Source organism: Neobacillus sp. S1227 (assembly GCF_055385255.1).
In genome coordinates this window covers 4,497,428-4,523,708 of sequence record NZ_AP038276.1, presented here as the reverse complement: position 1 = coordinate 4,523,708, position 26,281 = coordinate 4,497,428, and the positions used below count along the sequence as shown (strand labels likewise).

Below are 26,281 nucleotides of genomic sequence, written 5' to 3'. Positions count from 1 at the left end.
TCGCCCTCATGCAAGATAGAGTTTTAAAGGTTTTAGAGTTTACCAAGGTCAGGGAGCAGCTATTAGAGCACGCTTCCTCCTCCCTTGGAAGGGAAAAAATAAAAAATTTGGTGCCGTCGACGGACTACGATGAGGTTGTCAAACTGCAAGCGGAAACCGACGAGGCGGCAGCCGTATTGCGTATTAAAGGCAATGTGCCACTGTCAGGCATTCATGATATTAGGCCTCATATTAAACGCTCTGTAATAGGTGGTGTTTTGAGCCCGCATGAGCTTGTGCAGATTGCCAGCACGATTCATACCAGCCGGCAGATGAAGCGATTCTTAGAGGAGATTGCTGAGGAACGGACAGAAATTCCCATTTTATTAGAACAAGTGGAGCAAATCATTCCATTGACGAACCTGGAACAGGCCATTAAAATGGCCATTGACGAAAGCGGTGAAGTGCTTGATGGTGCGAGCGAACTGCTTCGTTCGTTAAGACATCAGCTTCGCACCAATGAAGCACGGGTCCGTGAAAAACTTGAAAGCATGATTCGCTCTTCTAGTGCTCAAAAAATGCTGTCTGACGCGATCGTTACCATCCGCAATGACCGTTTTGTTATTCCTGTAAAGCAGGAATACCGCGGGCATTATGGCGGGATTATTCATGATCAAAGTTCATCGGGGCAAACATTATTTATTGAGCCGCAAGTGATTGTCCAGTTAAACAATCAGCTTCAGGATATCCGTGTGAAGGAGCAGCTGGAGATTGAGCGGATTTTAACAGAGCTTTCCGCCAAGGCAGCAGAATACGAGAGTGAACTTCAGGTCATTGTAAAAATTTTGGCCAATTTGGATTTTGTTTTTGCAAAATCCCGCTATGGGCGAAAGATAAAAGCGTCAATGCCGGCGATGAACAATGAGGGCAGAATCTCTTTATATAAGGCAAGACACCCTTTAATTCCAATCGATGAAGTGGTCGCGAACGATATTATGCTTGGCAAAGATTATACGACCATTGTCATTACCGGTCCAAACACCGGGGGAAAAACGGTTACCTTAAAAACACTCGGCCTATGTACCTTGATGGCACAGGCGGGCCTGCAGGTACCAGCCCTAGATGGCTCAGAGCTTGCCGTGTTTGGGGCTGTTTACGCGGATATTGGCGATGAACAGTCGATTGAACAGAGTTTGAGTACGTTTTCTTCACATATGGTCAATATTGTTGACATCTTAAATCGGGTTGATTATAACAGTCTTGTTCTGTTTGATGAATTGGGGGCCGGTACGGACCCGCAGGAGGGGGCCGCATTGGCCATTTCCATTCTGGACGAGGTTCATAATAGAGGAGCGAGGGTTGTAGCCACAACCCACTATCCGGAATTAAAAGCATACGGCTATAACCGTGAAGGTGTGTTAAATGCAAGTGTGGAGTTTGATGTAGAAACATTAAGCCCAACCTATAAGCTGCTCTTAGGCGTCCCAGGCCGGAGCAATGCATTTGAAATCTCGAAACGGCTCGGCCTGAATGAGCGGGTCATCGGGGCCGCGCGCTCCCATGTTAGCGAGGATACAAATCAAATTGATCAGATGATTGCCTACCTTGAAGAAAGCAGACGTCAAGCTGAAAGCGACCGTGATGAGGCACTTGATTATTTAAAGCAGGCCGAGAAGCTGCACAAAGACTTGCAAAAACAAATGATAGAGTTTTATGAGAAGAAAGACTCAATGCTTGAGAAAGCTGCGGAAAAGGCGGAGGAAATCGTCATAGAGGCGAAAAGAGAAGCGGAGCAAGTGATTCGTGACCTTCGCAAGATGCGGACCGAAAAGCATGCAGATATCAAAGAACACGAATTAATTGAAGCAAAAAGGCGCCTAGAGGGCGCGGCACCGGAGATTAAGAAATCCGATAAGCTACTCAATAAAAAAACGAAAAAGCAACCATTCACAGCTGGGGATGAAGTAAAAGTACTCACCTTTAACCAAAACGGCATATTGGTGGATAAAGTCTCGGATGACGAATGGCAGGTTCAGATCGGCATCTTAAAAATGAAGGTAAGAGAAAAGGATTTGGAATATATCGGTACCTCTCAAACAAAACAAACAGAAATGAAGCCGCTGGCGATTGTGAGAGGGCGGGATTCTAATGTGAAGCTTGAATTGGACCTAAGGGGAGAACGGTATGAGGATGCTCTTTTAAAAGTGGAAAAATATATTGATGATGCCCTGCTCGCCAATTATCCGCGTGTTTCCATCATTCACGGGAAAGGAACTGGAGCATTAAGACAAGGGGTACAGGAGTATTTACGAAACCATCGCTCCGTCAAGAAAATCCGCTTTGGAGAAGCCGGTGAAGGCGGTTCAGGTGTCACCGTTGTTGAATTTAAATGATAACTCGCCGATTGACAAGTCCGTTAAGATGAAGGCAGAGGAGTAATTGAATTTATGCGTTCGGAATTTGAAAAAATTTCGATTTGCAAAATAGATTCAGGGGAGAGTAGGCAATGGACCAGTTCTGGGAAAACGAATATATTCAAATAGCGGCCTATTACAGTGTAGTCATTTTATGTATGATTGTATTTTTAGCCGTTTTCGAAATGGTTACGAAATACAAAAATTGGGATGAAATAAAGAAGGGAAATTTGGCTGTGGCAATGGCAACTGGTGGAAAAATTTTTGGCGTTGCCAACATTTTTAGGCATACCATTGAAGACCACAGTTCATTGCTTTCCATGATTGGCTGGGGTATATACGGCTTTGTATTACTACTGGCTGGTTACTTTATCTTTGAATTTTTAACTCCAAAGTTTAAAATTGATGAGGAAATTCAAAATGATAATCGGGCTGTAGGCTTGATTTCGATGATTATTTCCATTGGGCTATCCTATGTCATCGGGGCAGGAATATCATAAGGGGAGAGAGTTTGTGGAAACATTAGCAAAAGTACTAATAGGATTATGCGGACTATTCGTGGTGCTGGGCGTTATCTATCTCTTATTTTAAATTAAGGAAAATCACCGTGTGAATTATTTCACGGTGATTTTTTATTTTATAAACATAATGATTACGAAAAAAATTAGGAATGTGAAACGTGAATAAACTAGATAAACTATTGCTAATTTAGTTGATAGACAAAAGGCAGTAATTATATCAAGATATGGAAATAGCAATTGTTTATTGTCATAATTTGTTCTATAATAGGCTTAGATGTTGGAATTTTCATAATTTAATAAACGTAAGGAGGCTTAGTATGTCGGAGTTAAAACCGTGGTTGAAAAATTATCCTAATGAGGTACCTGCCACACTGGAATACTCCACAGATCCAGTACACAAATACTTGGAAGTAACAGCCAAGAAGTTTCCGGATAAAGTATCACTTCACTTTATGGGGAAGGAGCTTACCTTTAAACAGCTCTATGAAGATGCCCAAAGTTTTGCCGGCTATCTGCAGGCGAATCTTGGAGTTCAAAAGGGTGACCGCGTTGCAATTATGCTTCCGAATAGTCCGCAAAATGTTATCTGCTTCTTCGGAATTCTGATCGCCGGCGGGGTAGTCGTGGAAACCAATCCACTATACACAGAACGAGAGCTTGAACACCAAATGAATGATTCTGGCGCAAAGGTCATTGTTACGATGGATATCCTTTACCCGCGCGTCGCAAAAGTAATGCCGCACACTGATTTAAAACACATCATTGTTACCGCTATCAAAGATTTCCTCCCATTTCCTAAAAACTTAGTTTACCCTTACATGCAGAAAAAACAATACGGAATTGTTGTAAATGTAAAACATGAGGGCAGCACCCACTTGCTGACAGAAGTTTTAAAACAAAAAAAGAAAAAATTAATGGAATATGACATCAATATTGATGAAGATATTGCCCTGCTTCAATATACCGGTGGAACGACTGGCGTGGCAAAAGGTGTCATGCTAACCCATAAAAATGTGAATGCCAATACCACTATGAACCAGGCCTGGGTCTTTAAAGCTCAGCCAGCAAAAGAAGTCATTTTGGGAATATTGCCATTCTTCCATGTCTTTGGCTTAACCACGGTTATGATTCTGTCCGTAAAGATGGCCGCTAAATTGATTTTAATGCCTAAATTTGATGCGCTTGAGACGTTGAAAACGATTCAAAAGCACCGAGTAACACTTTTTCCAGGAGCACCAACTATTTTTATCGGTCTGTTAAAACATCCAGATTTGAAAAAATATGATTTATCATCAATTGAGGCATGTATCAGCGGTTCAGCACCGCTTCCGCATGAAGTCCAGGAAAAATTTGAGGCAATTACAGGCGGTAAGCTTGTCGAAGGCTATGGTCTTTCAGAAGCATCACCAGTTACTCATTCCAACTTCTTATGGGGGGCAGTAAGAGTTAAGGGCAGTATAGGCGTTCCGTATCCTGATACAGATTCCAAAATTGTATCTTCTGAAACGGGAGAAGAGATGCCTGCTGGAGAAATTGGTGAAATTATCATTAAAGGTCCACAGGTAATAAAAAGGGCTACTGGAATCGGCCTGAGGAGACAGCGCAAACAATAAAAGACGGCTGGCTGTATACAGGTGATCTAGGATACATGGATGAAAACGGATATTTTTATGTAGTTGACCGGAAGAAAGACATGATTATTGCAGGCGGATTTAATATTTATCCGCGCGAAATAGAAGAAGTTTTATATCAGCATCCCGATGTTGTCGAAGCAGTCGTTGCGGGTGTGCCTGACCCTTATCGGGGTGAAACAGTTAAGGCATACATTGTCTTAAAAGAAGGTGTAACAGTTACAGCAGAGGAAATGAACACGTACGTCAGAAAATTTCTTACTGCTTATAAAGTGCCAAGACTTTACGAATTCAGAAGTGAACTTCCGAAAACCGCTGTAGGGAAAATACTGCGAAGAATGCTAGTCGATGAGGAAATCCAAAAATTGGAGGACGAGGCTAAAAAGCACGCGTAACTTGTCAAATATAAATTTTTAAAATATTATGAAGAAAATAGCTTGTCTTTCTTGACAGAAAGTTATATAAAAACTATTATTAAAATATGAATGATGATTCATTCATATTTTTCTTTTTAACTAATAAGAAAGTATAAACTATCTTAACACATAAATTCAATTGCGCCTCTGTCTTCGTCCTATCGGACTCGTTAATCGGCGAGTTTCCATTTAATTTTCTTGGTTTGTAAATTTTTCTTCAAAGGGGGGAATGTATGTGAAAAAAATGAAACCAAAATATATGCAAATCATCGATGCTGCGGTAGTTGTGATTGCTGAAAACGGTTACCACCAGGCTCAGGTTTCCAAGATTGCCAAACAGGCTGGAGTGGCTGACGGCACGATTTATTTGTATTTTAAAAATAAAGAAGACATCCTTATCTCACTCTTTGAAGAAAAAATGGGAAGCTTCATAGAAAAAATAGATGAAGAAATTGCAGGAAAAGAGACGGCGGCAGAGAAATTATTAGTGTTGGTTGAAACTCATTTTCAGCTTCTTTCAGAAGACTATCGATATGCAGTCGTCACACAGTTGGAATTGCGGCAATCTAACAAAGAGCTGCGCATGAGAATAAATAATGTTCTAAAGGGCTATCTTCAGGTGATTGATAAGATTATAATGGAAGGTAAAGAAACTGGTGAGTTTTCTGACGGCCTCGATGTTCGGCTTGCCCGTCAAATGGTCTTTGGTACCATTGATGAGATTGTCACATCCTGGGTTTTAAAAGAGGAGAAATTCAACTTGACAGCACTTGCACCCAAAGTCCATCGCCTTTTGATTAACGGGTTTGCAGGCTGCTAGATTACAAACTAGGGGAGGGATACATAAAATGGACTATTTAAAATGTTCAGTGGAGGGCTCCATCGCAACCATAACGTTGCAGCGACCTCCGGCAAACGCGCTTTCATCAGGCCTGTTGCGCGAACTGTCAGCCACGCTTGATGAAATAGAACCTAACCGTGAGATTAGGGTTGTCGTAATCAATGGTGAAGGGCGCTTTTTCTCAGCAGGTGCTGATATTAAAGAATTTACGACAGTAGAAAGTTCTGAAGGTTTTTCTAACTTAGGCAAATTCGGACAAGATCTAATGGAAAGAGTGGAAAAGTTTCCGAAGCCGATTATTGCGGCTATTCACGGCGCTGCCCTTGGCGGCGGGCTGGAACTGGCAATGGCATGCCATATCCGTCTTGTCAGCGAAACCGCGAAACTAGGACTTCCTGAATTACAGCTAGGCATTATTCCGGGCTTTGCTGGTACCCAGCGTCTGCCAAGATATGTGGGAACGGCAAGAGCAGCAGAAATAATGTTAACTTCCGAGCCAATCACCGGATTGGAAGCGGTTCAATATGGGTTGGCTAACCATGCTTATCCAGAAAATGAAGTCTTGGAACATGCTTATAAGCTTGCAGGGAAAATTGCCAAGAAGAGCCCTGTCTCTGTCAAAGCTGCTATTGAACTATTAAACTATGCAAAAACGAAGGAATTTAATGAAGGTGTTAAGCGGGAAGCGGAATTATTTGGCGAGGTTTTTGTTTCCAAAGATGCAAAAGAAGGCATTCAAGCTTTTATTGAAAAAAGAGAACCTCATTTTAAAGGTGAATAAACTTTCCTAGTCATCGAGCGAGTGCTCGCTAGGAAGCTTATTATATTTTTTATAAAAAATTTTCTCAATCTTTCAAACTAAACAAATGTTTGAATATTTAGGAGGGTAACCATGAACATTTTTGTGTTAATGAAAAGAACCTTTGATACAGAGGAAAAGATTGCAATTTCCGGCGGCAAAATCAACGAAGATGGTGCTGAATTCATCATTAACCCTTATGATGAATACGCGATCGAAGAAGCGATTCAGGTCCGTGATGCAAACGGCGGCGAAGTAACCGTTATTTCTGTCGGCAGCGAAGAAGCTGAAAAGCAATTGCGTACTGCGCTTGCTATGGGTGCTGATAAGGCTGTTCTAATCAATACGGAAGACGATGTAGAAAATGGCGACCAATTTACAACTGCCAAAATTCTTGCTGAATATTTAAAGGACAAAGATGCTGATTTAATCCTTGGGGGGAACGTAGCGATTGATGGCGGTTCAGGACAGGTTGGACCACGTGTTGCTGAACTTCTAAACATTCCTTACGTAACCACGATTACTAAGCTTGAAATTGACGGAACTAAGGCAACTGTTACTCGTGACGTTGAAGGGGATTCTGAAGTAATCGAAACAAGCCTTCCGCTTTTAGTAACTGCTCAGCAAGGCTTGAACGAGCCGCGCTACCCATCATTGCCAGGTATCATGAAGGCAAAGAAAAAGCCTCTTGATGAGTTGGAATTAGATGATCTGGATCTTGAAGAAGATGATGTGGAAGCAAAAACAAAAACAATTGAAATTTACCTGCCGCCAAAGAAAGAAGCAGGCAAGGTTTTATCTGGCGATTTAGCTGATCAAGTAAAAGAACTTGTTCAACTGCTCCACACTGAAGCAAAAGTAGTCTAATCGGTTTATCATAAAAATTGATTTGCAGGAGGTAAACACTAATGTCTAGAAAAGTATTAGTTTTAGGAGAAGTTCGAGACGGATCCTTACGTAATGTATCTTTTGAAGCAGTTGCTGCAGCTAAAACTGTTGCTGAAGGCGGAGAAGTAGTAGGAGTATTGCTTGGAGAAGCAGTACAAAGCCTTGGTGCAGAATTAATTCAATCCGGTGCAGACCGCGTTGTTGTTGTTGAAAATGAAAAATTAAAGCAGTATACATCAGACGGCTACTCTCAAGCACTTTTAGCAGTCATTGACCAAGAAAAGCCTGAAGGCCTTGTTTTCGGTCATACAGCACTTGGAAAAGACCTTTCCCCAAGAGTTGCTGCTAAGCTATCATCAGGTCTAATTTCTGATGCTACAGCTGTTGAAGTGGCTGGCGGTAACGTTGTCTTTACAAGACCAATCTATTCCGGTAAAGCATTCGAAAAGAAAATTGTGACTGACGGTTTAATCTTTGCAACCGTTCGTCCAAATAACATTGCTCCACTTGAGAAAGATGAATCAAGAAGCGGAGAAGTTTCTTCCCTTTCTGTAGAAATCAAAGACCTTCGCGCCATCGTTAAAGAGGTAGTCAGAAAAGCTACTGAAGGTGTAGACCTGAGCGAAGCAAAAGTCGTTATTTCTGGCGGACGAGGCGTGAAGAGTGCAGAAGGCTTTGCACCTTTAAAAGAATTGGCTGCTGTATTAGGCGGAGCAATTGGGGCTTCCCGCGGTGCATGTGACGCTGAATATTGCGATTACTCCCTGCAAATCGGCCAAACTGGTAAGGTTGTAACTCCAGACCTATATATTGCCTGCGGTATTTCCGGAGCTATCCAACACCTTGCAGGTATGTCAAACTCTAAAGTTATTGTGGCCATTAACAAAGATCCTGAAGCAAACATCTTCAAAGTGGCAGACTACGGTATCGTTGGTGACTTGTTTGAGGTTGTTCCACTTTTAACTGAAGAGTTTAAAAAACTTAAAGTTCATTCATAATAAAAGATGAGGGCGAGCGGGATGTTCCGCTCGCCTTTATCATGAGTTTGCATAGAATACTTACTAGGCAAAAAGGGAAAATTACCTGCGAAACAGATTATTAGCGTGATTTTCCAAACGATGTTATACTTTCGTTAGATTTAAGTATTAATTAGGGAGGCAATGAAAAATGGCTATTGCACACGTAACAGATCAAAACTTTGCGGCTGAAACAGGTTCAGGCCTTGTTCTTGTAGATTTCTGGGCACCATGGTGCGGACCTTGCAAAATGATTGCGCCAGTTTTAGAAGAACTTGATGCTGAAATGGGAGATAAAGTCAAAATTGCGAAACTTGACGTGGATGAAAATCCGCAGACAGCTTCTAATTTTGGAGTAATGAGCATTCCAACTTTACTAGTGTTGAAAAACGGTGAAGTTGTTGACAAAACTGTCGGCTTCCAGCCAAAAGAAGCTTTAGCTGGCTTACTTCAAAAGCACATTTAAGCTTGAAAAGAGCATCTAATAGAACCATACTAGTAATAAATCCGGACATATATGCTGCTAGCAATAGCAGCATATATGTCCGTTTTTTTGTGGGCTTTATAAAACCTGGCTCTTTTCTCAGAGATTGTTGCTTTTAACTATATTGAAAACACCGAGTGGATTGGAGCGAAAGGCGCTTGACTCCTGCGGGAAATAGAGGAAAGGTCGAGACCCCGCAGACGGAACGTCGAGGAGGCTCGACTTCCTCCCCGCGGGTTTGCTGAGCGCCTGTAGCGGAAAGGAACGGACAGTGTTATTCCCAAAAACAACAAACTTTACGAAAAGAGCCTAAAACTTTTAGCAAAGCTTTAAAGGTTTTTCATGTAGTTGTCGATGGAAATTTGTAAAAATCCGGAGATTAAGGTAAATGTAGTGTCAAACCCAGAAAAGTCAGTTAAGAATCAATTGTTTCGCAAATGAACGATGGCATAAAAAAACAGACGAAGGAGGAAGAACATTATGGATAAACAACCCATATTTACTTTTTTTGTTTTAAGTGATATTCAATTAACATTAAAAAATGAGCTTTCCCATAAAAAACTTGCAGATGCTTTGGAGGATCTTTATGTTATTGACCCGGATGCATCAGCATTGATCATTAATGGGGATTTGGTTAATGATGGAGGAGAAGAAAGTTATGGAAAATTCAAAGAAATAATAGAGCAGCACTCTCTTCCTAAGGAAGTGTGCTACACCATTGGAAATCATGAGTTTTTTAATAATGATGGTATTGAGCCATCAATTAATCGTTTTTTAGCATTTAGTCAGCTTGAAAAGGTTTATTATGAAAAGGAAATTCATGGCTATCCTTTTCTATTTTTAGGCACAGAAAGCTGGGGGCCAATCGGATCTCCGACGAAAGATTCTGCTGTGTTAAGTCACGAACAGCTAAAATGGCTGGAAAATAAGTTAGAACATTTAAAGCAAGCCACAAATCCAATTTTTGTTTTTCTGCATCATCCAATCCCCTTCACCTTAAATGGGACAGACTTGCCTTATTATAAGGATGCTGTTATTCGGGCTCGAGAATTAGTAAAAGTTTTAGCAAACGCGGAAAATGTATTCTTTTTTTCCGGACATTCACATTGGGATTTACACTTTCCAAACATGTATGTGGAGCATCCTTTTCATATGGTTAATAGCGGGGCTGTCTATGACATTTGGGGACCCGACGGAAAGGGCGGTGATGATGTCATCGATCAGGCCGGAAGCCAGGGATTGTATGTGCAGGTATTTGAAAAACATGTACTTGTTAAGGGGCGCGATTTCACTAACAGGCAGTGGATTCCGGAATTTCAATTCAGCATTGGATTAAAATAATCATTTCTGTTTTATAAATGTGATTGTTTTATAGGTAGGTAAAAATTTTGCACATTATAGTCAGAATCGTGAATCACCGCATAACTACATTTCTATTATAGTGAAAATAAAGATAAAAAAGGAGGTATCAGCCATGGAGAATAAAGTAGTTAAATCAGGTGTATCTGTGAATGCGAAACCAATTCCGGAAAAAAAGTTCTGGACAAATGGAAGAAAAGAAGGATTAGTAGGCTGGCTATTTTTATTACCAGAAGTGATTGGAATTCTATTGCTCTATATTTTTCCGCTTATTTTTTCACTAGTACTATGTTTCTCAGATTGGAATATGGTCGGTGGACTTTCAACTATCCATTTTGCCGGGTTTGATACCATTTTTACTGTTCCGATTGGGATGTTCCTTGCAATCGTTCTTGCCGTCATTATTCATACAAAAGTATATATGTCCAGTTATTTTAAGATTGCATTTTTTATCCCTTGTATATCTTCAATTATTGCTATTGGTGCTGTATGGAGTGCACTTTTCCATCCATCCCTCGGGCCAATTAATCAATTTTTAGCGAGTATGGGGATAGAGAATACACCAATGTGGCTGGCAAGCCCGAAAACCTCATTAATTTCAATTATAATCATTTCGATTTGGGCGGGCATTGGTTATCAAATTATTATTTATCTTTCTTCCCTATCAAGTATTCCGGAGGAATTATATGAAGCAGCAAGTATAGATAGAGCATCTTCGCTTCAGCAGTTTTTTAAAATCACCTTGCCATTACTTGGACCAACAAATGCTTTTCTATTTATTACACTCCTAATTGGTTCATTTAAGGTGTTTGATTTAATCGCATTTTTAACACAAGGTGGTCCAAACAATTCCTCGAATTGGATCCTATTTATTACTAAGAAAAAACCGGACAACTCCGGTTTTTCTTTTTTTCTAGAGACTCCCACTTTCCTTTATCGACGGATTGCATTAAAATTTTAAAAGACAATGATTCTAAAAAAGGCGGAGAGGAGCGGCCGGAATGAATGAGACGATAAAACAAAAGCTTACATTGCTGCCGGATCAGCCCGGCTGCTACTTGATGAAGGATCGTCAGGGCACGATTATTTATGTGGGGAAAGCAAAGGTATTAAAGAACCGAGTACGGTCATATTTTACCGGTTCCCATGATGGAAAAACATTAAGACTTGTCAATGAAATTGAAGACTTCGAATATATTGTCACCTCATCTAATATTGAGGCACTTCTGCTTGAATTAAATTTAATAAAAAAATATGACCCGAAATATAATGTCATGCTTAGGGATGATAAGACCTATCCATTTATTAAGCTGACTGCGGAAAGACATCCCAAGCTAATTATTACAAGAAAAGTAAAAAAGGATAAAGGTAAGTATTTTGGTCCATATCCCAACGTAGGGGCAGCAAACGAAACAAAGAAACTGCTTGATCGGATTTACCCGCTCCGCAAATGTTCCACGCTTCCTGACCGGGTCTGCCTGTATTATCACTTGGGTCAGTGCCTGGCGCCCTGCGTAAATGAGGTTTCAGAAGAACAGTATAAACAAATGACTGATGAAATTACCCGCTTTTTAAATGGCGGCTATAAGGAAATAAAAAAGGATTTGACAGAAAAAATGCAGGCTGCTTCGGAAGAGCTTGATTTTGAAAGAGCAAAGGAGTTCCGTGACAAAATTATTCATATTGAAACGATCATGGAAAAACAAAAGATCACGATGACTGATTTTACTGACCGTGATGTATTCGGCTATGCGGTTGACAAAGGCTGGATGTGTGTTCAAGTGTTTTTTGTGCGCCAAGGGAAGCTGATTGAACGAGACGTTTCGATGTTCCCTATCTATAATGAGCCGGAAGAAGAAATTCTCACCTTCCTTGGCCAATTTTATCAAAAGACGAACCATTTTAAACCCAAGGAAATTCTCATCCAAGACGATGTGGATTTGTACATGGCTGAGCAGTTATTGGAAGTAAAAGTCATCAAGCCGCAGCGGGGTCAGAAAAAGGACCTTGTCAAAATGGCAATTAAAAATGCGAAAATCGCCTTGAATGAAAAGTTCTCTCTTATTGAAAAAGATGAGGAAAGAACAATTAAAGCTGTTGAAAACCTCGGAGAAATGCTTGGCATATATACGCCACACCGAATTGAGGCCTTTGATAACTCTAACATTCAAGGAACAGACCCTGTTTCAGCGATGATTGTTTTTACAGATGGAAAGGCAAACAAGCGGGAATACCGGAAATATAAAATAAAGTCTGTTGAAGGCCCGGATGATTATGAATCAATGAGAGAGGTAACAAGACGAAGATACTCGAGAGCTCTAAAGGAAGAGCTTCCGCTGCCTGACTTGATCATCATTGACGGTGGAAAGGGACATGTGGAAGCTGTCCGCGATGTGCTAGAAAATGAATTGGGACTGGACATTCCTCTCGCTGGACTGGTGAAGGATGAGAAGCACCGCACATCACAGCTTATGTATGGGAATCCATTAGAAATTGTACCGCTTGCCCGGAATAGCCAGGAATTTTATTTGCTCCAGCGAATCCAGGATGAAGTGCACCGTTTTGCGATTACCTTCCACCGGCAGACACGGGGTAAAACTGCATTCCAATCCTTACTTGACGATATTCCTGGGATTGGCGAAAAACGCAAAAAACAGCTATTAAAGGAATTTGGCTCCGTTAAGAAAATGAAAGAGGCAACCCTTGAAGAATTTAGAGGAATTGGAATTCCCCAACATGTGGCAGTAGAATTAATAAAAAAACTTCAATCACAATAATTGTCACTCTAATATTACTATGCTATAATGAATAAAAATTTAATAGACTATCACTTTTATAAGTAAAGTGAAGGTAGAGGTGCGAGCTTCAATAGTAAAGGCTTGGAGAAGGATGAGCTTCAACGATGGGCTTTGAAAGGGAATGTTCGCCGAAGTAGGGAAACTCTCATTATTTTCTCCGCTGGTTCGTCATTGAAAAAATGCCGGATTGTCAAGACCGTTGTCTTGGAGCGCTATCTTTCATTGTCTACTAACGCGAAAATCTTAATTTTGTGTTTTCAAAGCAATGGGATGTGTTCCCATTGCTTTTTATTTTTTTACAAGAATGACTGAGAGAAGGGGAAGACATGGGTTTAATAGTACAGAAGTTTGGCGGGACCTCCGTTGGCAGCATTGAAAAAATTCTAAATGTCGCAGAATGTGTGCGGGAGGAAATGGAACGCGGAAACCAAGTAGTGGTGGTTGTTTCGGCGATGGGAAAATCGACGGACCAGCTGGTAAATATGGCAAAAGAAATATCCGAGCAGCCGAATAAGCGGGAAATGGATATGCTGCTCTCAACAGGTGAGCAGGTGACAATCGCCTTGCTTTCGATGGCCTTAAACCAAAAGGGGCTAGAGGCTGTTTCCTTTACTGGATGGCAAGCTGGAATTATGACAGAGCCTGTTCACGGAAAGGCAAGGATTTCGAAAATAAACACTGAAGTTGTTCAAAAACAGCTTCAGGCAGGAAAAGTCGTCATTGTTGCCGGATTCCAAGGGGTTACAGAAGAAGGGGAAATCACTACGCTCGGCCGAGGCGGTTCGGATACAACTGCTGTTGCACTTGCGGCTGCCCTAAATGCGGATAAATGTGATATCTATACTGATGTAACCGGGGTATTTACAACAGATCCCCGTTACGTCAAGAACGCTCGGAAATTATTATCTGTGTCGTATGATGAAATGCTTGAACTGGCCAATCTGGGTGCGGGAGTTCTTCATCCAAGAGCGGTCGAGTTTGCAAAAAATTATCAAGTAAGGCTGGAGGTTCGCTCTAGCATGGAGAAGGTTGAAGGAACTGTAATTGAGGAGGAAGCAACGATGGAACAAAATTTAGTCGTACGCGGTGTCGCGTTTGAGGATGGCATTACACGGGTTACTGTTTTAGGGCTTAGAAATTCATTAACAAGTTTATCTACTATTTTTACAACATTGGCCAAAAATCATATTAACGTGGATATTATTATTCAAAGCACAACAGAAGAGGGTGCTGCTAATCTATCCTTTTCTATTCATACCGATGATTGGATCCCAACCTTAAATGTACTTGAAAACAATAAAGAAGTACTTGCCTATGACCAGCTTGATGCTGAAAATAAACTGGCAAAGGTATCAATTGTTGGTTCCGGAATGATCTCTAATCCTGGTGTGGCTGCCAAAATGTTTGAGGTTCTGGCCAACAGCAATATTCCTGTAAAGATGGTCAGCACCTCAGAGATCAAAGTATCGGCTGTAGTAGAAGAAAAAAATATGCTCAAAGCAGTAGAAGCCCTGCACGAGGCCTTTGAACTTGGGCAAAACTAAGAAAAGGGGGCCTGCCCCCTTTCTTTTAGTCTTTATCCCATTTTACGGTGAAGCAAACTTTGTTTGATTTTTTGACTGGGTGTTCGAAGGTTTCAGCGATGGCCCCTTTTAGGACTTCGATTTGCTGAGCAAGAAAACCGGCTTCAAGTTGAAAGAAGTTCTCCGCTTTTGATTTAACGCGCGATACAATCATTGGACTTGCCAGCTCGAATTCCAGCTCATTTTTTGCTTCCTTTTTAATTTCTAACTCACCCCAAGAAGCTTTTGCAAAAAAATCAATTACACTTTCATAACTTTCCAAAGGAAATTTTCGGGCAAGACGTTTCCCTGCCCAGTAAAGAATTTCAGGAGTGTCCTTGCCAAAAAGCTCAGGTATAAGAACTTCTCTAATTAATTCATAGCCAAATATAGAGATTGTCCTTGGTTCCGGCATTTGTAGGTCTTGGTCCATTACTGCACTATCTTTCATTTACTTCCCCTCTTTCTATCATTCTATTATATACAAATCGAGTGCTGTTTCAGTACAGTTTTCTAATAATGTAAAGAAGTCGCAAAAAAATTATTATTTTACAATATTTGTTCTTATTTCTTATCATAATTATCGTATCCGATGCAGGAAAAAAATTCTCCCGTAAGATGTTGGTAATTACAAGCAAAAATAAAGCGCTTACAAATTAGAAGCATGCCGAAAATCATATCTGTCATAATATCAATATATTATAAAAATTTTAGTTTTCATCGCTTTTTTATGTATCCGTTTCCTTGACGCTCTATGATGTTGGGAGTAAAATGGACATGTCACATAATTGTCACAGTGATGCTAGGTTATATTAATGAAGGAAGTAAAAACTTAACATCATTTTTTAAAATTTAAAAGGGGGTAAATCAATGGCGGGGAATCGCGAATTTTTCAATCGGAGGCTGCACTCGTTGCTAGGGGTTATCCCAATCGGGGTTTTCATTGTACAGCACCTGATTGTCAACCACTTTGCAACAGAAGGAGTGGAATCCTTCAACAAGGCAGCAAATTTCATGGGGACACTTCCGTTCCGAATTGTCCTTGAGACAGTAGTAATTTATTTACCATTGCTGTTCCATGCAATCTATGGCTTGTACATTGCATTTACAGCAAGAAACAATGTTTCAAGATTTGGTTTCTTTAGAAACTGGATGTTCCTGCTTCAACGTGTATCAGGGGTAATCACTCTTATTTTTATCGCATGGCATGTCTGGGAAACACGTATTGCCGCTGCATTCGGTGCTGAGGTTAACTTCCAAATGATGCATGATATTCTTTCTTCACCAATCATGTTTGCGTTTTATGTAATTGGTATTATTTCAGCTATTTTTCACTTTGCGAACGGATTATGGTCCTTCATGGTAAGCTGGGGTATTACGCAATCCCCACGGTCACAAACTATTGCTACATATTTTACGATGGTAGTTTTCGTACTTCTATCTATCGTAGCAGTTCAAACACTTTTAGCTTTTGTTTGATAAATTAATGATTTTTGGAAAAATATTGGATTTGGATTAAGGGAGTGAGTCACGATGAGTAAAGGTAAAGTGATCATTGTCGGCGGCGGATTGGCCGGCTTGATGGCAACTATTAAGGTTGCGGAACACGGAACTCCTGTAGAATTATTTTCTCTTGTTCCTGTTAAACGCTCTCACTCTGTTTGTGCCCAAGGCGGTATTAATGGAGCAGTAAATACTAAAGGTGAAGGGGACTCCCCATGGATTCACTTTGATGATACTATTTATGGCGGAGATTTCTTGGCTAACCAGCCTCCGGTTAAGGCAATGTGTGATGCCGCGCCTGGTATTATCAATTTATTTGACCGGATGGGTGTTATGTTTAACCGTACTCCGGAAGGCTTATTAGACTTCCGCCGTTTCGGAGGAACTCAACACCACAGAACTGCATTTGCTGGTGCAACAACTGGTCAGCAGCTTTTATATGCATTGGATGAGCAAGTTCGCCGCCACGAGGTAGCGGGACTTGTTACTAAATATGAAGGCTGGGAGTTTTTGGGCGTAGTCGTTGACGAGGAAGGCGTTTGCCGTGGAATTGTTGCCCAAGACTTGAAAACAATGGAAATCAAATCATTCGTTGCGGATGCCGTCATAATGGCAACTGGCGGACCTGGTATTATTTTTGGTAAATCTACAAACTCAATAATTAACACTGGTTCTGCAGCATCGATTGTTTATCAGCAGGGTGCATATTATGCAAATGGTGAAATGATTCAGATTCACCCAACTGCCATCCCTGGCGACGATAAACTTCGCTTAATGAGTGAATCTGCACGTGGTGAAGGCGGCCGTGTTTGGACATACAAAGACGGAAAGCCTTGGTACTTCCTAGAGGAAAAATATCCTGCATATGGAAACTTGGTACCACGTGATATTGCAACACGTGAAATTTTTGATGTCTGCGTTAATCAAAAATTGGGTGTAAACGGTGAAAACATGGTATTCCTTGACCTATCTCATAAGGATCCTCATGAATTGGATGTTAAACTTGGCGGTATCATTGAAATTTATGAAAAATTCGTTGGCGATGACCCACGAAAAGTCCCAATGAAAATTTTCCCTGCCGTTCACTATTCAATGGGCGGACTTTGGGTTGATTATGACCAAATGACTAGTATTCCTGGTTTGTTTGCTGCCGGAGAATGTGATTATTCTCAGCATGGTGCGAACCGTCTTGGAGCAAACTCACTTCTTTCCGCTGTATTTGGTGGAATGGTTGCTGGACCAAATGTAGTCAAGTATATAGAAGGTCTTGAAAAGAGCTCTGATGCTGTTTCTTCTACTGTCTTTGACCGTCATGTTAAAGAGCAGGAAGAAAAGTGGAACAATGTTATGTCATTAGACGGTAATGAAAATGCCTATGTTCTTCATAAAGAGCTTGGGGAATGGATGACCGATAACGTCACAGTAGTACGTTACAATGACAAGCTATTAAAAACAGATGAAAAAATCCAAGAACTACTTGAGCGTTATAAAAAAATCAACATTAACGATACATCTAAATGGAGCAACCAGGGTGCAGCATTCACTAGACAGCTGCAAAACATGCTTCAATTGGCACGCGTTATTACACTTGGAGCATACAACCGTAATGAAAGCCGCGGCGCTCATTACAAGCCTGAATTCCCTAAACGTAACGATGAGGAGTTCTTAAAAACAACGATGGCTAAATTTGTCGATGCATCATCTGCCCCAGCGTTCCATTATGAAGATGTTGATATTTCCTTACTAAAGCCGCGGGAACGCGACTACACAACAAAACACTAAAAGGAAAGGGGAGAAGATAAAATGGCTGAAACTAAGACTGTAAAATTTATTATTCAACGTCAGGATAATGAAAATTCTGCCCCTTATGAGGAAGAATTTGAAGTTCCATACCGCCCAGGGATGAACGTTATCTCGGCGTTAATGGAAGTTCGGAGAAACCCTGTTAATGCAAAAGGACAAGCTACCAGCCCAATCACATGGGATATGAACTGTCTTGAAGAGGTTTGTGGTGCCTGTTCAATGGTTATAAATGGAAAACCGCGCCAATCCTGTTCGGCGTTAGTCGATCAGTTGGAGCAGCCGATCCGCTTAGCTCCTATGCGGACATTCCCAGTTGTGCGCGACCTTCAAGTTGACCGCAGCAGAATGTTTGATGCGTTAAAGAGAGTGAAAGCATGGATTCCAATTGATGGAACCTATGACCTTGGACCAGGACCTCGTATGCCAGAGAACAAACGCCAGTGGGCTTATGAGCTTTCAAAATGTATGACATGCGGTGTCTGCCTTGAGGCATGCCCGAATGTTAACAGCAAATCAAGCTTTATTGGGCCACAACCGTTATCACAGGTTCGCCTCTTCAATGCCCATCCAACTGGTGAAATGAATAAGGCGGAGCGTCTGGAAACCATCATGGGCGAAGGCGGTCTTGCGAACTGCGGTAACTCACAAAACTGTGTTCAATCCTGTCCAAAAGGTATTCCATTGACTACCTCCATTGCAGCATTGAATCGTGAAACAACATTCCAAGCATTCAGAAACTTCTTCGGAAGCGACAGAAGCTAACTAAAAAAGTAGAAACGCCTGGATATGAAAAAACCTTCTTTTCTCTATGAAAAGGAGGTTTTTTTTAGGCATAAACGTCGTCTTTCACTAGTCAAAAGGATATACAAGATTTAGCTTTAAATAAAAATAATTTTTAAAATTTTGTCTCAATTTACTGTAAAAATATAGTTGATTTAGGACTTGTCTGTTATACTTGGAATTAAAATGAGGAGCTTTCTGAAAAGGCGGTATTGATGTTGAAATCAAAGATTCCACTTCTAATAATTGTTGCAGGGTTAATAGTTCTGGGTGTCGGGGTATGGCAGATTGCTGATACAAAAATGCAAACAAAAGTCTCACTTCAAGAAGCAAAAAAATTAATTCGGGACCAACCAAAAAAGGCTTCAGCAAAAATAGCCAAGAGTGATGAATCCGCTCCGCTTCCGGATATGGGAGACACAGTCGGTATTCTTGCCATTCCAAAAATTAATGCAGAACTCGCCATAGTGGAAGGCACCAATCCGGATGATTTAGAAAAAGGGGTCGGGCATTATAAAGGATCTTATTTTCCCAGTGATAAAGGGCAAATAGTTTTATCGGGCCATCGGGATACGGTATTTAGAAATTTAGGTAAGCTCAAAATAGGTGACACATTAAAAATGCAAATGCCATACGGAAATTTCAGTTATGAAATTACCCATACGAAGATCGTAAAGTCAGACGATACCAGTATCATCACCTTGCAAAACAAGAAGGAAGAATTAATACTTACCACCTGTTACCCATTCCGTTACGTTGGGAACGCCCCAAAACGATATATTATATATGCAAAGCTAAAGAGCTCTTAAAAGAAGGGCTCTTGTCTGTTTTTAGAATGTTTTTTTTTTTTGGAAGTTTTTTCATAAAACTCATATATAACGAGTAAATATAGTCACTCCCCCTGACCAGTTCACATAAGATATGGTGACTAAATATATACCCACCCCCGGTGCATAACTGGCGAAGGCAAGGAGGGTTACAATACTTGAAGGAGAATGAATATACTCACAAGCCATTACTCACCAAACGAGAAAGAGAAGTATTCGAACTGTTAGTACAGGACAAAACAACAAAAGAAATCGCTAGTGAATTATTTATCAGCGAAAAAACAGTTCGGAATCATATTTCGAATGCCATGCAAAAGCTTGGTGTGAAGGGGCGATCACAGGCAGTTGTAGAACTCCTTCGTATGGGAGAGCTAGAACTTTAAACATGACCGGCATCCTTATGGGACGCCGGTTCATACATTTATATGGACAATTTTTTGTATGACATAACATTACTTTCCTTCTTTATCATCATCATAGCAGGAAATACTTTAGTTGTAAGGCTAAAGGAGGTAAGAAATATTTTATGTCAGTTACGAAAATTAAAGAAAAAAATTCTTGGCAAGAGGTCGTAAAGACGGTCAAAACTCTTGATCCGCATAAGCTTGAAATCATAAAAGCCACATTACCGATTGTGAAGGATCACGGTGAACAAATAACTAAACATTTTTATAAGCGTATGTTTAAGCAGCATCCGGAACTACTAAATATCTTCAATCAAACGCACCAAATAACAGGTCACCAGCCTAAAGCGTTGGCGGATGCTGTTTACGGGGCAGCTGCAAATATCGAAGATTTCAGCCAAATTATGCCCGTTCTCGAACGAATTGGTGAAAAACATCGAAGCCTGCAAATTAAGCCGGAGCACTATCCGATAGTTGGTGAAAATTTGCTCGGAGCCATCAAAGAAGTATTAGGTGATGCGGCAACACCTGATATTATAGATGCGTGGGCAGATGCATATGAGGTTATTGCAGATGTGTTTATTAGAATGGAAAATAAAATGTATAAAACGGCGGAGACAATGCCTGGCGGCTGGGCCGGCTACCGGAATTTTGTTGTGGAAAAAAAGGTGAAAGAAAGCGATGTCATCACCTCGTTTTACTTAAAGCCGCAAGACGGTAAGGAGATTGCAAGCTATATTCCCGGTCAATACATTACCGTAAAACTGGAGATTCCAGGTGAACAATACACCCATTTACGCCAATATAGTTTATCCGATCGTCCGGGGCAGAATTATTACCGAATCAGTGTAAAGCGGGAAGACCCAAAAGGGGATAACATTCCTGCTGGGATTGTTTCCACCTTTTTGCATACTCATCTAAAAGAGGGAGATACGATACCGATTACGGCACCTGCCGGTGATTTTTATTTAGATTTGGATACGAGTCTTCCGCTAGTATTAATTAGCGGCGGGGTTGGTCTTACTCCAATGATGGCCATGTTAAACACAACCGTAAACGAAAGCCCGAATCGAGAAATTTATTATATCCACGCGGCGATAAACAAAAATTTGCATGCTTTTAGATCACATGTAAATGATCTGGCCGCAGAACATAAAAACGTACACTCCTACGTTATCTACGAGAAACCGTCCGAAGAAGATATTGAATTGAAAAATTTCGATAAAGAAGGATATTTTACCCTGGATTGGCTGCAGCAAATTTTACCGACGAAGGATGCCGATTTCTATTTTTGCGGACCAGAGCCATTCATGAAAGTTGTTAATAAAGCTTTAAAACAATGGGGGGTACCAGAAGAACGGATCCATTACGAATTTTTTGGCTCCTTTGGAAAGCTGGAAGAGATTGACTAATCCAACTGGCAGGATGAAGCTCCTTCATCTTGCCAGTTTTTTTAGAAGCTTTAGAAAACAGTTCCGGCTTGAAATTTTCCTGAAAAAAGTAGACAATAAGTACATGCTTGAATGTATTTTAAATTTGGTCATGTCATGAGGAGAAGCCTATTTTAGGGGTGTAGAACAAATGAAACTCGAAAATTCCCAAAAAGTGACAGGGGACGTTGTCGCAAATATTGAAAAAGAACTACGGTATATATCAGGTATAATTAAGCAAAAGGGAAGAGAGATGTTGAGTAATTATAAAATTACTCCTCCTCAATTCGTTGCTTTGCAATGGCTTTTTGAAGACGGGGATATGACAATTGGCGAACTCTCTACTAAAATGTTTTTAGCCTGCAGTACTACGACTGATCTGGTCGACCGTATGGAGAAAAATCTTTTGGTAGAGCGGGTAAAAGATACAAACGATCGCCGAGTTGTGAGGATCCATCTTCTCGAAGAAGGAAAGAGAATCATTGATGAAGTGATTAAAAAACGTCAATTCTATCTTGAAGAAGTCTTAAAAAATTTCACTAAGGAAGAAGTTCAATACTTGCAAAACAATTTAATAAAACTACATCAGGAAATGAAGTAAGTTCAGCAGCCGGATTGGCGGGCCAAAGGTTCGTTTTTGAAGCGCAGTTAATATGATGCGTTCGGAATATTTAGAAGCTGCTGATAGTAAAATGAGGCGAAAAGTTTGAAGCAAGCAATTGGTGTTATAGATTCTGGTGTCGGCGGCCTGACCGTTGCAAAGGAGGTCATGAGGCAGCTGCCAAACGAGAAAATCATCTATTTGGGTGATACCGCGCGCTGTCCCTACGGCCCAAGATCGACAAAAGAAGTAAAAAGATTCACATGGGAATTGACCCATTTTTTATTAGGAAAAAAGATAAAAATGCTGGTAATTGCCTGCAATACGGCGACAGCAGCTGCGCTCGATGACATTCGCAGGGAATTATCGATACCTGTTCTAGGGGTCATAAACCCAGGAGCAAGAGCGGCAATAAAACGGACAAAAAACTATCGTGTTGGAATTATTGGGACAGATGGAACTGTTAAAAGCGGTGCCTATGAAAAGGCATTAAAATCGCTTAACAGCCGTCTTTTTGTCAAAAGTCAATCCTGCCCCAAGTTTGTGCCGCTTGTGGAAAGTGGTGAATACGATGGTCCGATTGCTGCGAAAATTGTGGATGAAGCGCTGCAGCCTTTATTGAATCAAAACTTGGATACGCTTATTTTGGGGTGTACCCACTATCCGCTGCTCGAACCGTTGATCAAAAAATTTATGGGTGAAAAGGTTAGTGTCATCAGTTCAGGTGATGAAACAGCCAGGGAGATTAGCGCTATTCTCCAATATAAAGGAATCCTTGAATCTGACGAGCAGGAACTGGGGCATGAATTCTACACTACTGGATCCACTCGGATTTTTTCAAAAATAGCTTCGCAATGGCTCGGCACAACTATTGATAATGTAAAAAACATAAAATTGTAAAATAGAGTCTCTAGTGGGCTCTATTTTTTTTGAGCTAATAAGAAAATATAAATTCCACTATCTCTCTGTCTTCGTCCTAAAAGATTCACCAATCGGCGAATTTTCATTAAAAAATTAATAAATTTGTCCTATTTTTCTTTTCGAGGCGGTCTAATTTTTTCATAGGCTCGTATACATGATAGTACAAACTGTCTTGGGGGGGAAAAATATGTTCAAAAATAAAGCAAAAATTCTTGGCCTAGCTGTGCTCACTTCCACGGTTGTGCTATCCGGCTGCGGCCTATTTGGCAGTGAAACGCAAAAGAAAATTGATCCGCCAAAAACGGTGACCACAACGAGCGATAAGAACACCAATAAGCAAACAGAGGCTGTAAAGAAGGAAAATGCAGAGAATGTCATGAAAACAGAGCTATATCTCATTGATAAGAATGGCTATGTTGTCCCGCAAACATTAAGTCTTCCAAAAACAAAATCAGTTGCTAAACAAGCGCTTGATTACTTAGTGGTGAACGGACCAGTAACGGACTTGCTGCCAAATGATTTTAGAGCCGTCTTGCCTGAGGATACAAAACCATCGGTTAATATTAAGGATGGCGTTGCAATTGTTGATTTTTCTAAGGAATTCAAAAACTATCAGCCTGAGGATGAATTGAAAATCCTTCAGTCGGTCACCTGGACCCTGACACAGTTTACTGGTGTCAATTCTGTCAAGCTGAAAATGAATGGCCATGAATTAACGGAAATGCCTGTAAATGGTACACCAATCAGCGAAAAGCTTTCCAGGGCAACAGGCATCAACTTTGATACAAAGGATGTAGTGGATATCGCGAATACGAAGCCAATTACCGTATACTTTATTGGCGGTGAAGAAGGCTCCTACTATTATGTGCCAGTTACCCGCAGGGTGAAAGCAAGTGAGAAAGATCCAATCACAGCAGCAGTCAATGAATTAATCAAGGGCCCGAGTGAAAAATCAAACCTTGTATCTGAATTTATGACTGATGTTAAACTAAATGAAGTACCAAAATACCAGGACGGAACTGTAACTTTAAACTTTAACAAAAATATTTACGGCAGCTTTGAAGAGAAAGTAATTTCGCAGAACCTGCTAGATACTCTTGTACTTTCTTTGACTGAACAGAAAGGTGTGGAAAAGGTTGCTGTTTTAGTTGACGGTAAAGCGGAATTGAAGAATGACAAGGGTAAGAAGCTATCTGCACCGGTTACCCGCCCAGAAAAAGTCAATACAGGTAGTTTTTAAAAAATAATTTTTGTTATACTATATAATGGACAATCAAAGAGGTTGGCTTACTGCCGCCTCTTTCTATTTTGTATTTAGTGTTTTGTAAGGGGAGTGCCCCCTTGCGGTGACCATGGAGGAGGAGTTTGGGATATGGCGCGTGCAGACGGAAGAGAGCCATTGCAATTAAGACCCGTACATATTGAAACGAATTATTTAATGCATCCAGAAGGATCGGTCCTTATTTCGGTAGGCAATACAAAGGTAATTTGTGCGGCCAGCATTGAGGAGAAGGTGCCTCCGTTTATGAGAGGGCAAGGGAAAGGCTGGATTACCGCGGAATACGCGATGCTTCCTAGGGCAACGGAAACTCGGAATATCCGGGAGTCCTCGAAAGGAAAGGTTACCGGCCGGACGATGGAAATCCAGCGGTTAATCGGCCGCGCCTTAAGAGCGGTAGTGGACCTTGAAGCGCTAGGCGAGCGAACTGTTTGGATTGACTGTGATGTCATTCAGGCTGACGGCGGAACAAGAACGGCTTCGATTACGGGGGCCTTTGTGGCTTTGTCTCTTGCCTTACAGTCGTTTTCCGGGAAAAAATCATTTTCGAAGTTCCCGATTACGGATTATTTAGCAGCAACGAGTGTCGGAATTTTAGAGGGCGGCCAAGTAGTGTTAGATTTAAATTACATAGAGGATTCCAAGGCACAGGTTGATATGAATGTTGTTATGACAGGCAGCGGTGAATTTGTTGAGCTGCAGGGAACGGGTGAGGAAGCAACATTTTCCTACAATGATCTCCAAGGGTTGCTTGGTGCTGCGCAAGAGGGGCTGATGGAGCTGTTTGAACAGCAAAAGGCGGCCCTTGGCGAGGCAATCATGCAAAAAATTGAAAATCGCAGAAAGAAATAGGGGAGATTCATATGAATGAAGTTATCATTGCCACGAAAAATCCCGGAAAAGCGAGGGAGTTTGAGCATATTTTCGCAAGCAGAGGAATTGCCGTGCGGACCTTGTTGGACTTTCCTGAGCTTCCGGAGGTAGAAGAAACCGGTTCAACCTTTGAGGAAAATGCCACATTAAAGGCGGAAACCATTTCGAAGGCACTTGGGAAAATGGTAATTGGCGATGATTCCGGGCTGATCGTTGACGCGCTTGAAGGCCGTCCGGGCATCTATTCCGCTCGCTATGCTGGAGAACCGAAAAATGACTTGAATAACACAAAAAAGGTACTGAGAGAGCTAGAGGTTGTTCCTGAGGAGCAGAGAACAGCACGCTTCTATTGTGCCTTGGCGATTGCCATTCCAGGTCAGGAGACGTTTACGGTGTCAGGCACCTGTGAAGGCCGGATATTGAAAGAGCCAAGGGGTACCAACGGGTTCGGCTATGACCCGGTCTTCTTTGTACCGGAAAAGGGAGTGGCAATGGCAGAGCTGTCTGCTGATGAAAAGAATAAAATCAGCCATCGGGCGAATGCGTTAAGGAAACTGGATGCGGTGCTGGATTCGAAGCTGGAAAGCGCTGAAGGCATATGAGCAAGGTATTGGTCGTGAGCGACAGCCACGGTATGACGAAAGAGCTCGAAGTGATAAGAAACAGACATTTAGTCGATGTCGATTTAATGATCCATTGCGGTGATTCCCAGTTGGACCCGGACCATAAGTCTTTAACGGGGTACTTTACAGTTGGCGGCAATTGTGATTTCGGCGGATTTCCGCTGGAGCTAGTAACCGATGTCTCTGGAAAAAAGATTTTTATTACCCATGGCCATCGTTATTCGGTCAAAACATCGTTGATGAAATTAACATACAAGGCTCAAGAAACGGGTGCTGATATTGTCTGTTTCGGGCATTCGCATATCCTGGGAGCAGAGGTGATTGACGGTACCCTTTTTCTTAACCCAGGCAGCATCCGACTCCCGCGCCAGCGTGTTGAAAAAACCTACGTGATTCTTGATTTGCAGGAGAAAGTCATCGATATGACTGTGTATGAATTAAACGGCAAAGAAATATCGGGATTGGCCCGTGAATTCAAGGTTAATTAATAATTGGGGGGGGGAGCACCCCCAATTAATTATTTCTCAGA

Annotated in this window: 24 protein-coding genes, 1 pseudogene and 1 riboswitch; of the genes and pseudogenes, 24 read left to right on the top strand and 1 reads right to left on the bottom strand. The window is 41.2% G+C overall.

Annotated features, from left to right (window positions below; translation table 11 throughout):
• The first annotated feature begins 8 nt into the window (after positions 1-8).
• The 12 genes and pseudogenes from ACZ5AE_RS22725 to ACZ5AE_RS22670 all read left to right on the top strand — a co-directional run bounded on the left by ACZ5AE_RS22725 (position 9) and on the right by ACZ5AE_RS22670 (position 14,690).
• A complete protein-coding gene (locus tag ACZ5AE_RS22725; RefSeq protein ID WP_464566799.1) occupies positions 9-2,372 on the top strand; it encodes an endonuclease MutS2 in 2,364 nt (787 codons plus the stop codon).
• 113 nt (positions 2,373-2,485) lie between these two features.
• Positions 2,486-2,893: a DUF350 domain-containing protein gene (locus ACZ5AE_RS22720; RefSeq protein ID WP_423799264.1), complete on the top strand. Its 408-nt coding sequence runs from the start codon at positions 2,486-2,488 to the stop codon at positions 2,891-2,893.
• 338 nt (positions 2,894-3,231) lie between these two features.
• Positions 3,232-4,940 (top strand): annotated as a pseudogene (locus ACZ5AE_RS22715) (AMP-binding protein).
• 256 nt (positions 4,941-5,196) lie between these two features.
• Positions 5,197-5,781 carry a TetR/AcrR family transcriptional regulator gene (locus ACZ5AE_RS22710; protein ID WP_464566798.1) on the top strand — a complete coding sequence of 195 codons (585 nt, stop codon included), beginning with the start codon at positions 5,197-5,199 and terminating at the stop codon, positions 5,779-5,781.
• Positions 5,782-5,809: 28 nt separating this feature from the next.
• On the top strand, positions 5,810-6,583 hold the full coding sequence (locus ACZ5AE_RS22705) for an enoyl-CoA hydratase (protein ID WP_464566797.1): 774 nt from the start codon (positions 5,810-5,812) through the stop codon (positions 6,581-6,583).
• Between the two features lie 111 nt (positions 6,584-6,694).
• Complete coding sequence (locus ACZ5AE_RS22700; RefSeq protein WP_464566796.1) at positions 6,695-7,468, top strand: electron transfer flavoprotein subunit beta/FixA family protein; 774 nt, start codon at positions 6,695-6,697, stop codon at positions 7,466-7,468.
• A gap of 41 nt (positions 7,469-7,509) precedes the next feature.
• On the top strand, positions 7,510-8,487 hold the full coding sequence (locus ACZ5AE_RS22695) for an electron transfer flavoprotein subunit alpha/FixB family protein (RefSeq protein ID WP_464566795.1): 978 nt from the start codon (positions 7,510-7,512) through the stop codon (positions 8,485-8,487).
• Positions 8,488-8,656: 169 nt separating this feature from the next.
• Complete coding sequence (gene trxA, locus ACZ5AE_RS22690) at positions 8,657-8,971, top strand: thioredoxin (protein ID WP_464566794.1); 315 nt, start codon at positions 8,657-8,659, stop codon at positions 8,969-8,971.
• Between the two features lie 498 nt (positions 8,972-9,469).
• Positions 9,470-10,330 carry a metallophosphoesterase family protein gene (locus tag ACZ5AE_RS22685; protein ID WP_464566793.1) on the top strand — a complete coding sequence of 287 codons (861 nt, stop codon included), beginning with the start codon at positions 9,470-9,472 and terminating at the stop codon, positions 10,328-10,330.
• 133 nt (positions 10,331-10,463) lie between these two features.
• The gene (locus ACZ5AE_RS22680) at positions 10,464-11,309 is read left to right on the top strand and encodes a carbohydrate ABC transporter permease (RefSeq protein ID WP_464566792.1); all 846 of its coding nucleotides are present in this window, start codon (positions 10,464-10,466) and stop codon (positions 11,307-11,309) included.
• 40 nt (positions 11,310-11,349) lie between these two features.
• A complete protein-coding gene (uvrC, locus tag ACZ5AE_RS22675; RefSeq protein ID WP_464566791.1) occupies positions 11,350-13,125 on the top strand; it encodes an excinuclease ABC subunit UvrC in 1,776 nt (591 codons plus the stop codon).
• Positions 13,126-13,191: 66 nt separating this feature from the next.
• Positions 13,192-13,369, top strand: a riboswitch (Lysine riboswitch).
• A gap of 103 nt (positions 13,370-13,472) precedes the next feature.
• Complete coding sequence (locus tag ACZ5AE_RS22670) at positions 13,473-14,690, top strand: aspartate kinase (protein WP_464566790.1); 1,218 nt, start codon at positions 13,473-13,475, stop codon at positions 14,688-14,690.
• A 25-nt stretch (positions 14,691-14,715) separates the two neighbouring features.
• Here ACZ5AE_RS22670 and ACZ5AE_RS22665 read toward each other — a convergent pair whose 3' ends face one another.
• The gene (locus ACZ5AE_RS22665; RefSeq protein ID WP_464566789.1) at positions 14,716-15,159 is read right to left on the bottom strand and encodes a YslB family protein; all 444 of its coding nucleotides are present in this window, start codon (positions 15,157-15,159) and stop codon (positions 14,716-14,718) included.
• A 419-nt stretch (positions 15,160-15,578) separates the two neighbouring features.
• Between ACZ5AE_RS22665 and ACZ5AE_RS22660 the strand changes: the two genes are divergently transcribed.
• The 12 genes from ACZ5AE_RS22660 to ACZ5AE_RS22605 all read left to right on the top strand — a co-directional run bounded on the left by ACZ5AE_RS22660 (position 15,579) and on the right by ACZ5AE_RS22605 (position 26,240).
• Entirely contained in the window at positions 15,579-16,187 is a 609-nt protein-coding gene (locus ACZ5AE_RS22660; protein WP_464566788.1) for a succinate dehydrogenase cytochrome b558 subunit, read from the top strand.
• 54 nt (positions 16,188-16,241) lie between these two features.
• Entirely contained in the window at positions 16,242-17,993 is a 1,752-nt protein-coding gene (gene sdhA, locus ACZ5AE_RS22655) for a succinate dehydrogenase flavoprotein subunit (protein WP_464566787.1), read from the top strand.
• A gap of 21 nt (positions 17,994-18,014) precedes the next feature.
• Positions 18,015-18,776 carry a succinate dehydrogenase iron-sulfur subunit gene (sdhB, locus tag ACZ5AE_RS22650; RefSeq protein WP_464566786.1) on the top strand — a complete coding sequence of 254 codons (762 nt, stop codon included), beginning with the start codon at positions 18,015-18,017 and terminating at the stop codon, positions 18,774-18,776.
• Between the two features lie 236 nt (positions 18,777-19,012).
• Entirely contained in the window at positions 19,013-19,603 is a 591-nt protein-coding gene (locus tag ACZ5AE_RS22645; protein ID WP_464573712.1) for a class D sortase, read from the top strand.
• A gap of 176 nt (positions 19,604-19,779) precedes the next feature.
• Positions 19,780-20,004: a spore germination transcription factor GerE gene (gerE, locus tag ACZ5AE_RS22640; protein ID WP_019154738.1), complete on the top strand. Its 225-nt coding sequence runs from the start codon at positions 19,780-19,782 to the stop codon at positions 20,002-20,004.
• Between the two features lie 143 nt (positions 20,005-20,147).
• Positions 20,148-21,437, top strand: a complete 1,290-nt coding sequence (gene hmpA / locus ACZ5AE_RS22635; RefSeq protein WP_464566785.1) for an NO-inducible flavohemoprotein — start codon at positions 20,148-20,150, stop codon at positions 21,435-21,437.
• A 169-nt stretch (positions 21,438-21,606) separates the two neighbouring features.
• Entirely contained in the window at positions 21,607-22,056 is a 450-nt protein-coding gene (locus ACZ5AE_RS22630) for a MarR family winged helix-turn-helix transcriptional regulator (protein ID WP_464566784.1), read from the top strand.
• 105 nt (positions 22,057-22,161) lie between these two features.
• A complete protein-coding gene (gene racE / locus ACZ5AE_RS22625) occupies positions 22,162-22,956 on the top strand; it encodes a glutamate racemase (RefSeq protein WP_464566783.1) in 795 nt (264 codons plus the stop codon).
• A 208-nt stretch (positions 22,957-23,164) separates the two neighbouring features.
• The gene (locus tag ACZ5AE_RS22620) at positions 23,165-24,217 is read left to right on the top strand and encodes a GerMN domain-containing protein (RefSeq protein WP_464566782.1); all 1,053 of its coding nucleotides are present in this window, start codon (positions 23,165-23,167) and stop codon (positions 24,215-24,217) included.
• Between the two features lie 132 nt (positions 24,218-24,349).
• Positions 24,350-25,108: a ribonuclease PH gene (rph, locus tag ACZ5AE_RS22615; protein WP_464566781.1), complete on the top strand. Its 759-nt coding sequence runs from the start codon at positions 24,350-24,352 to the stop codon at positions 25,106-25,108.
• Between the two features lie 11 nt (positions 25,109-25,119).
• Entirely contained in the window at positions 25,120-25,731 is a 612-nt protein-coding gene (locus ACZ5AE_RS22610) for an XTP/dITP diphosphatase (RefSeq protein ID WP_464566780.1), read from the top strand.
• Entirely contained in the window at positions 25,728-26,240 is a 513-nt protein-coding gene (locus ACZ5AE_RS22605) for a metallophosphoesterase family protein (protein ID WP_464566779.1), read from the top strand. Before ACZ5AE_RS22610 ends, ACZ5AE_RS22605 begins: the two co-directional genes overlap by 4 nt.
• Positions 26,241-26,281 lie beyond the last annotated feature (41 nt).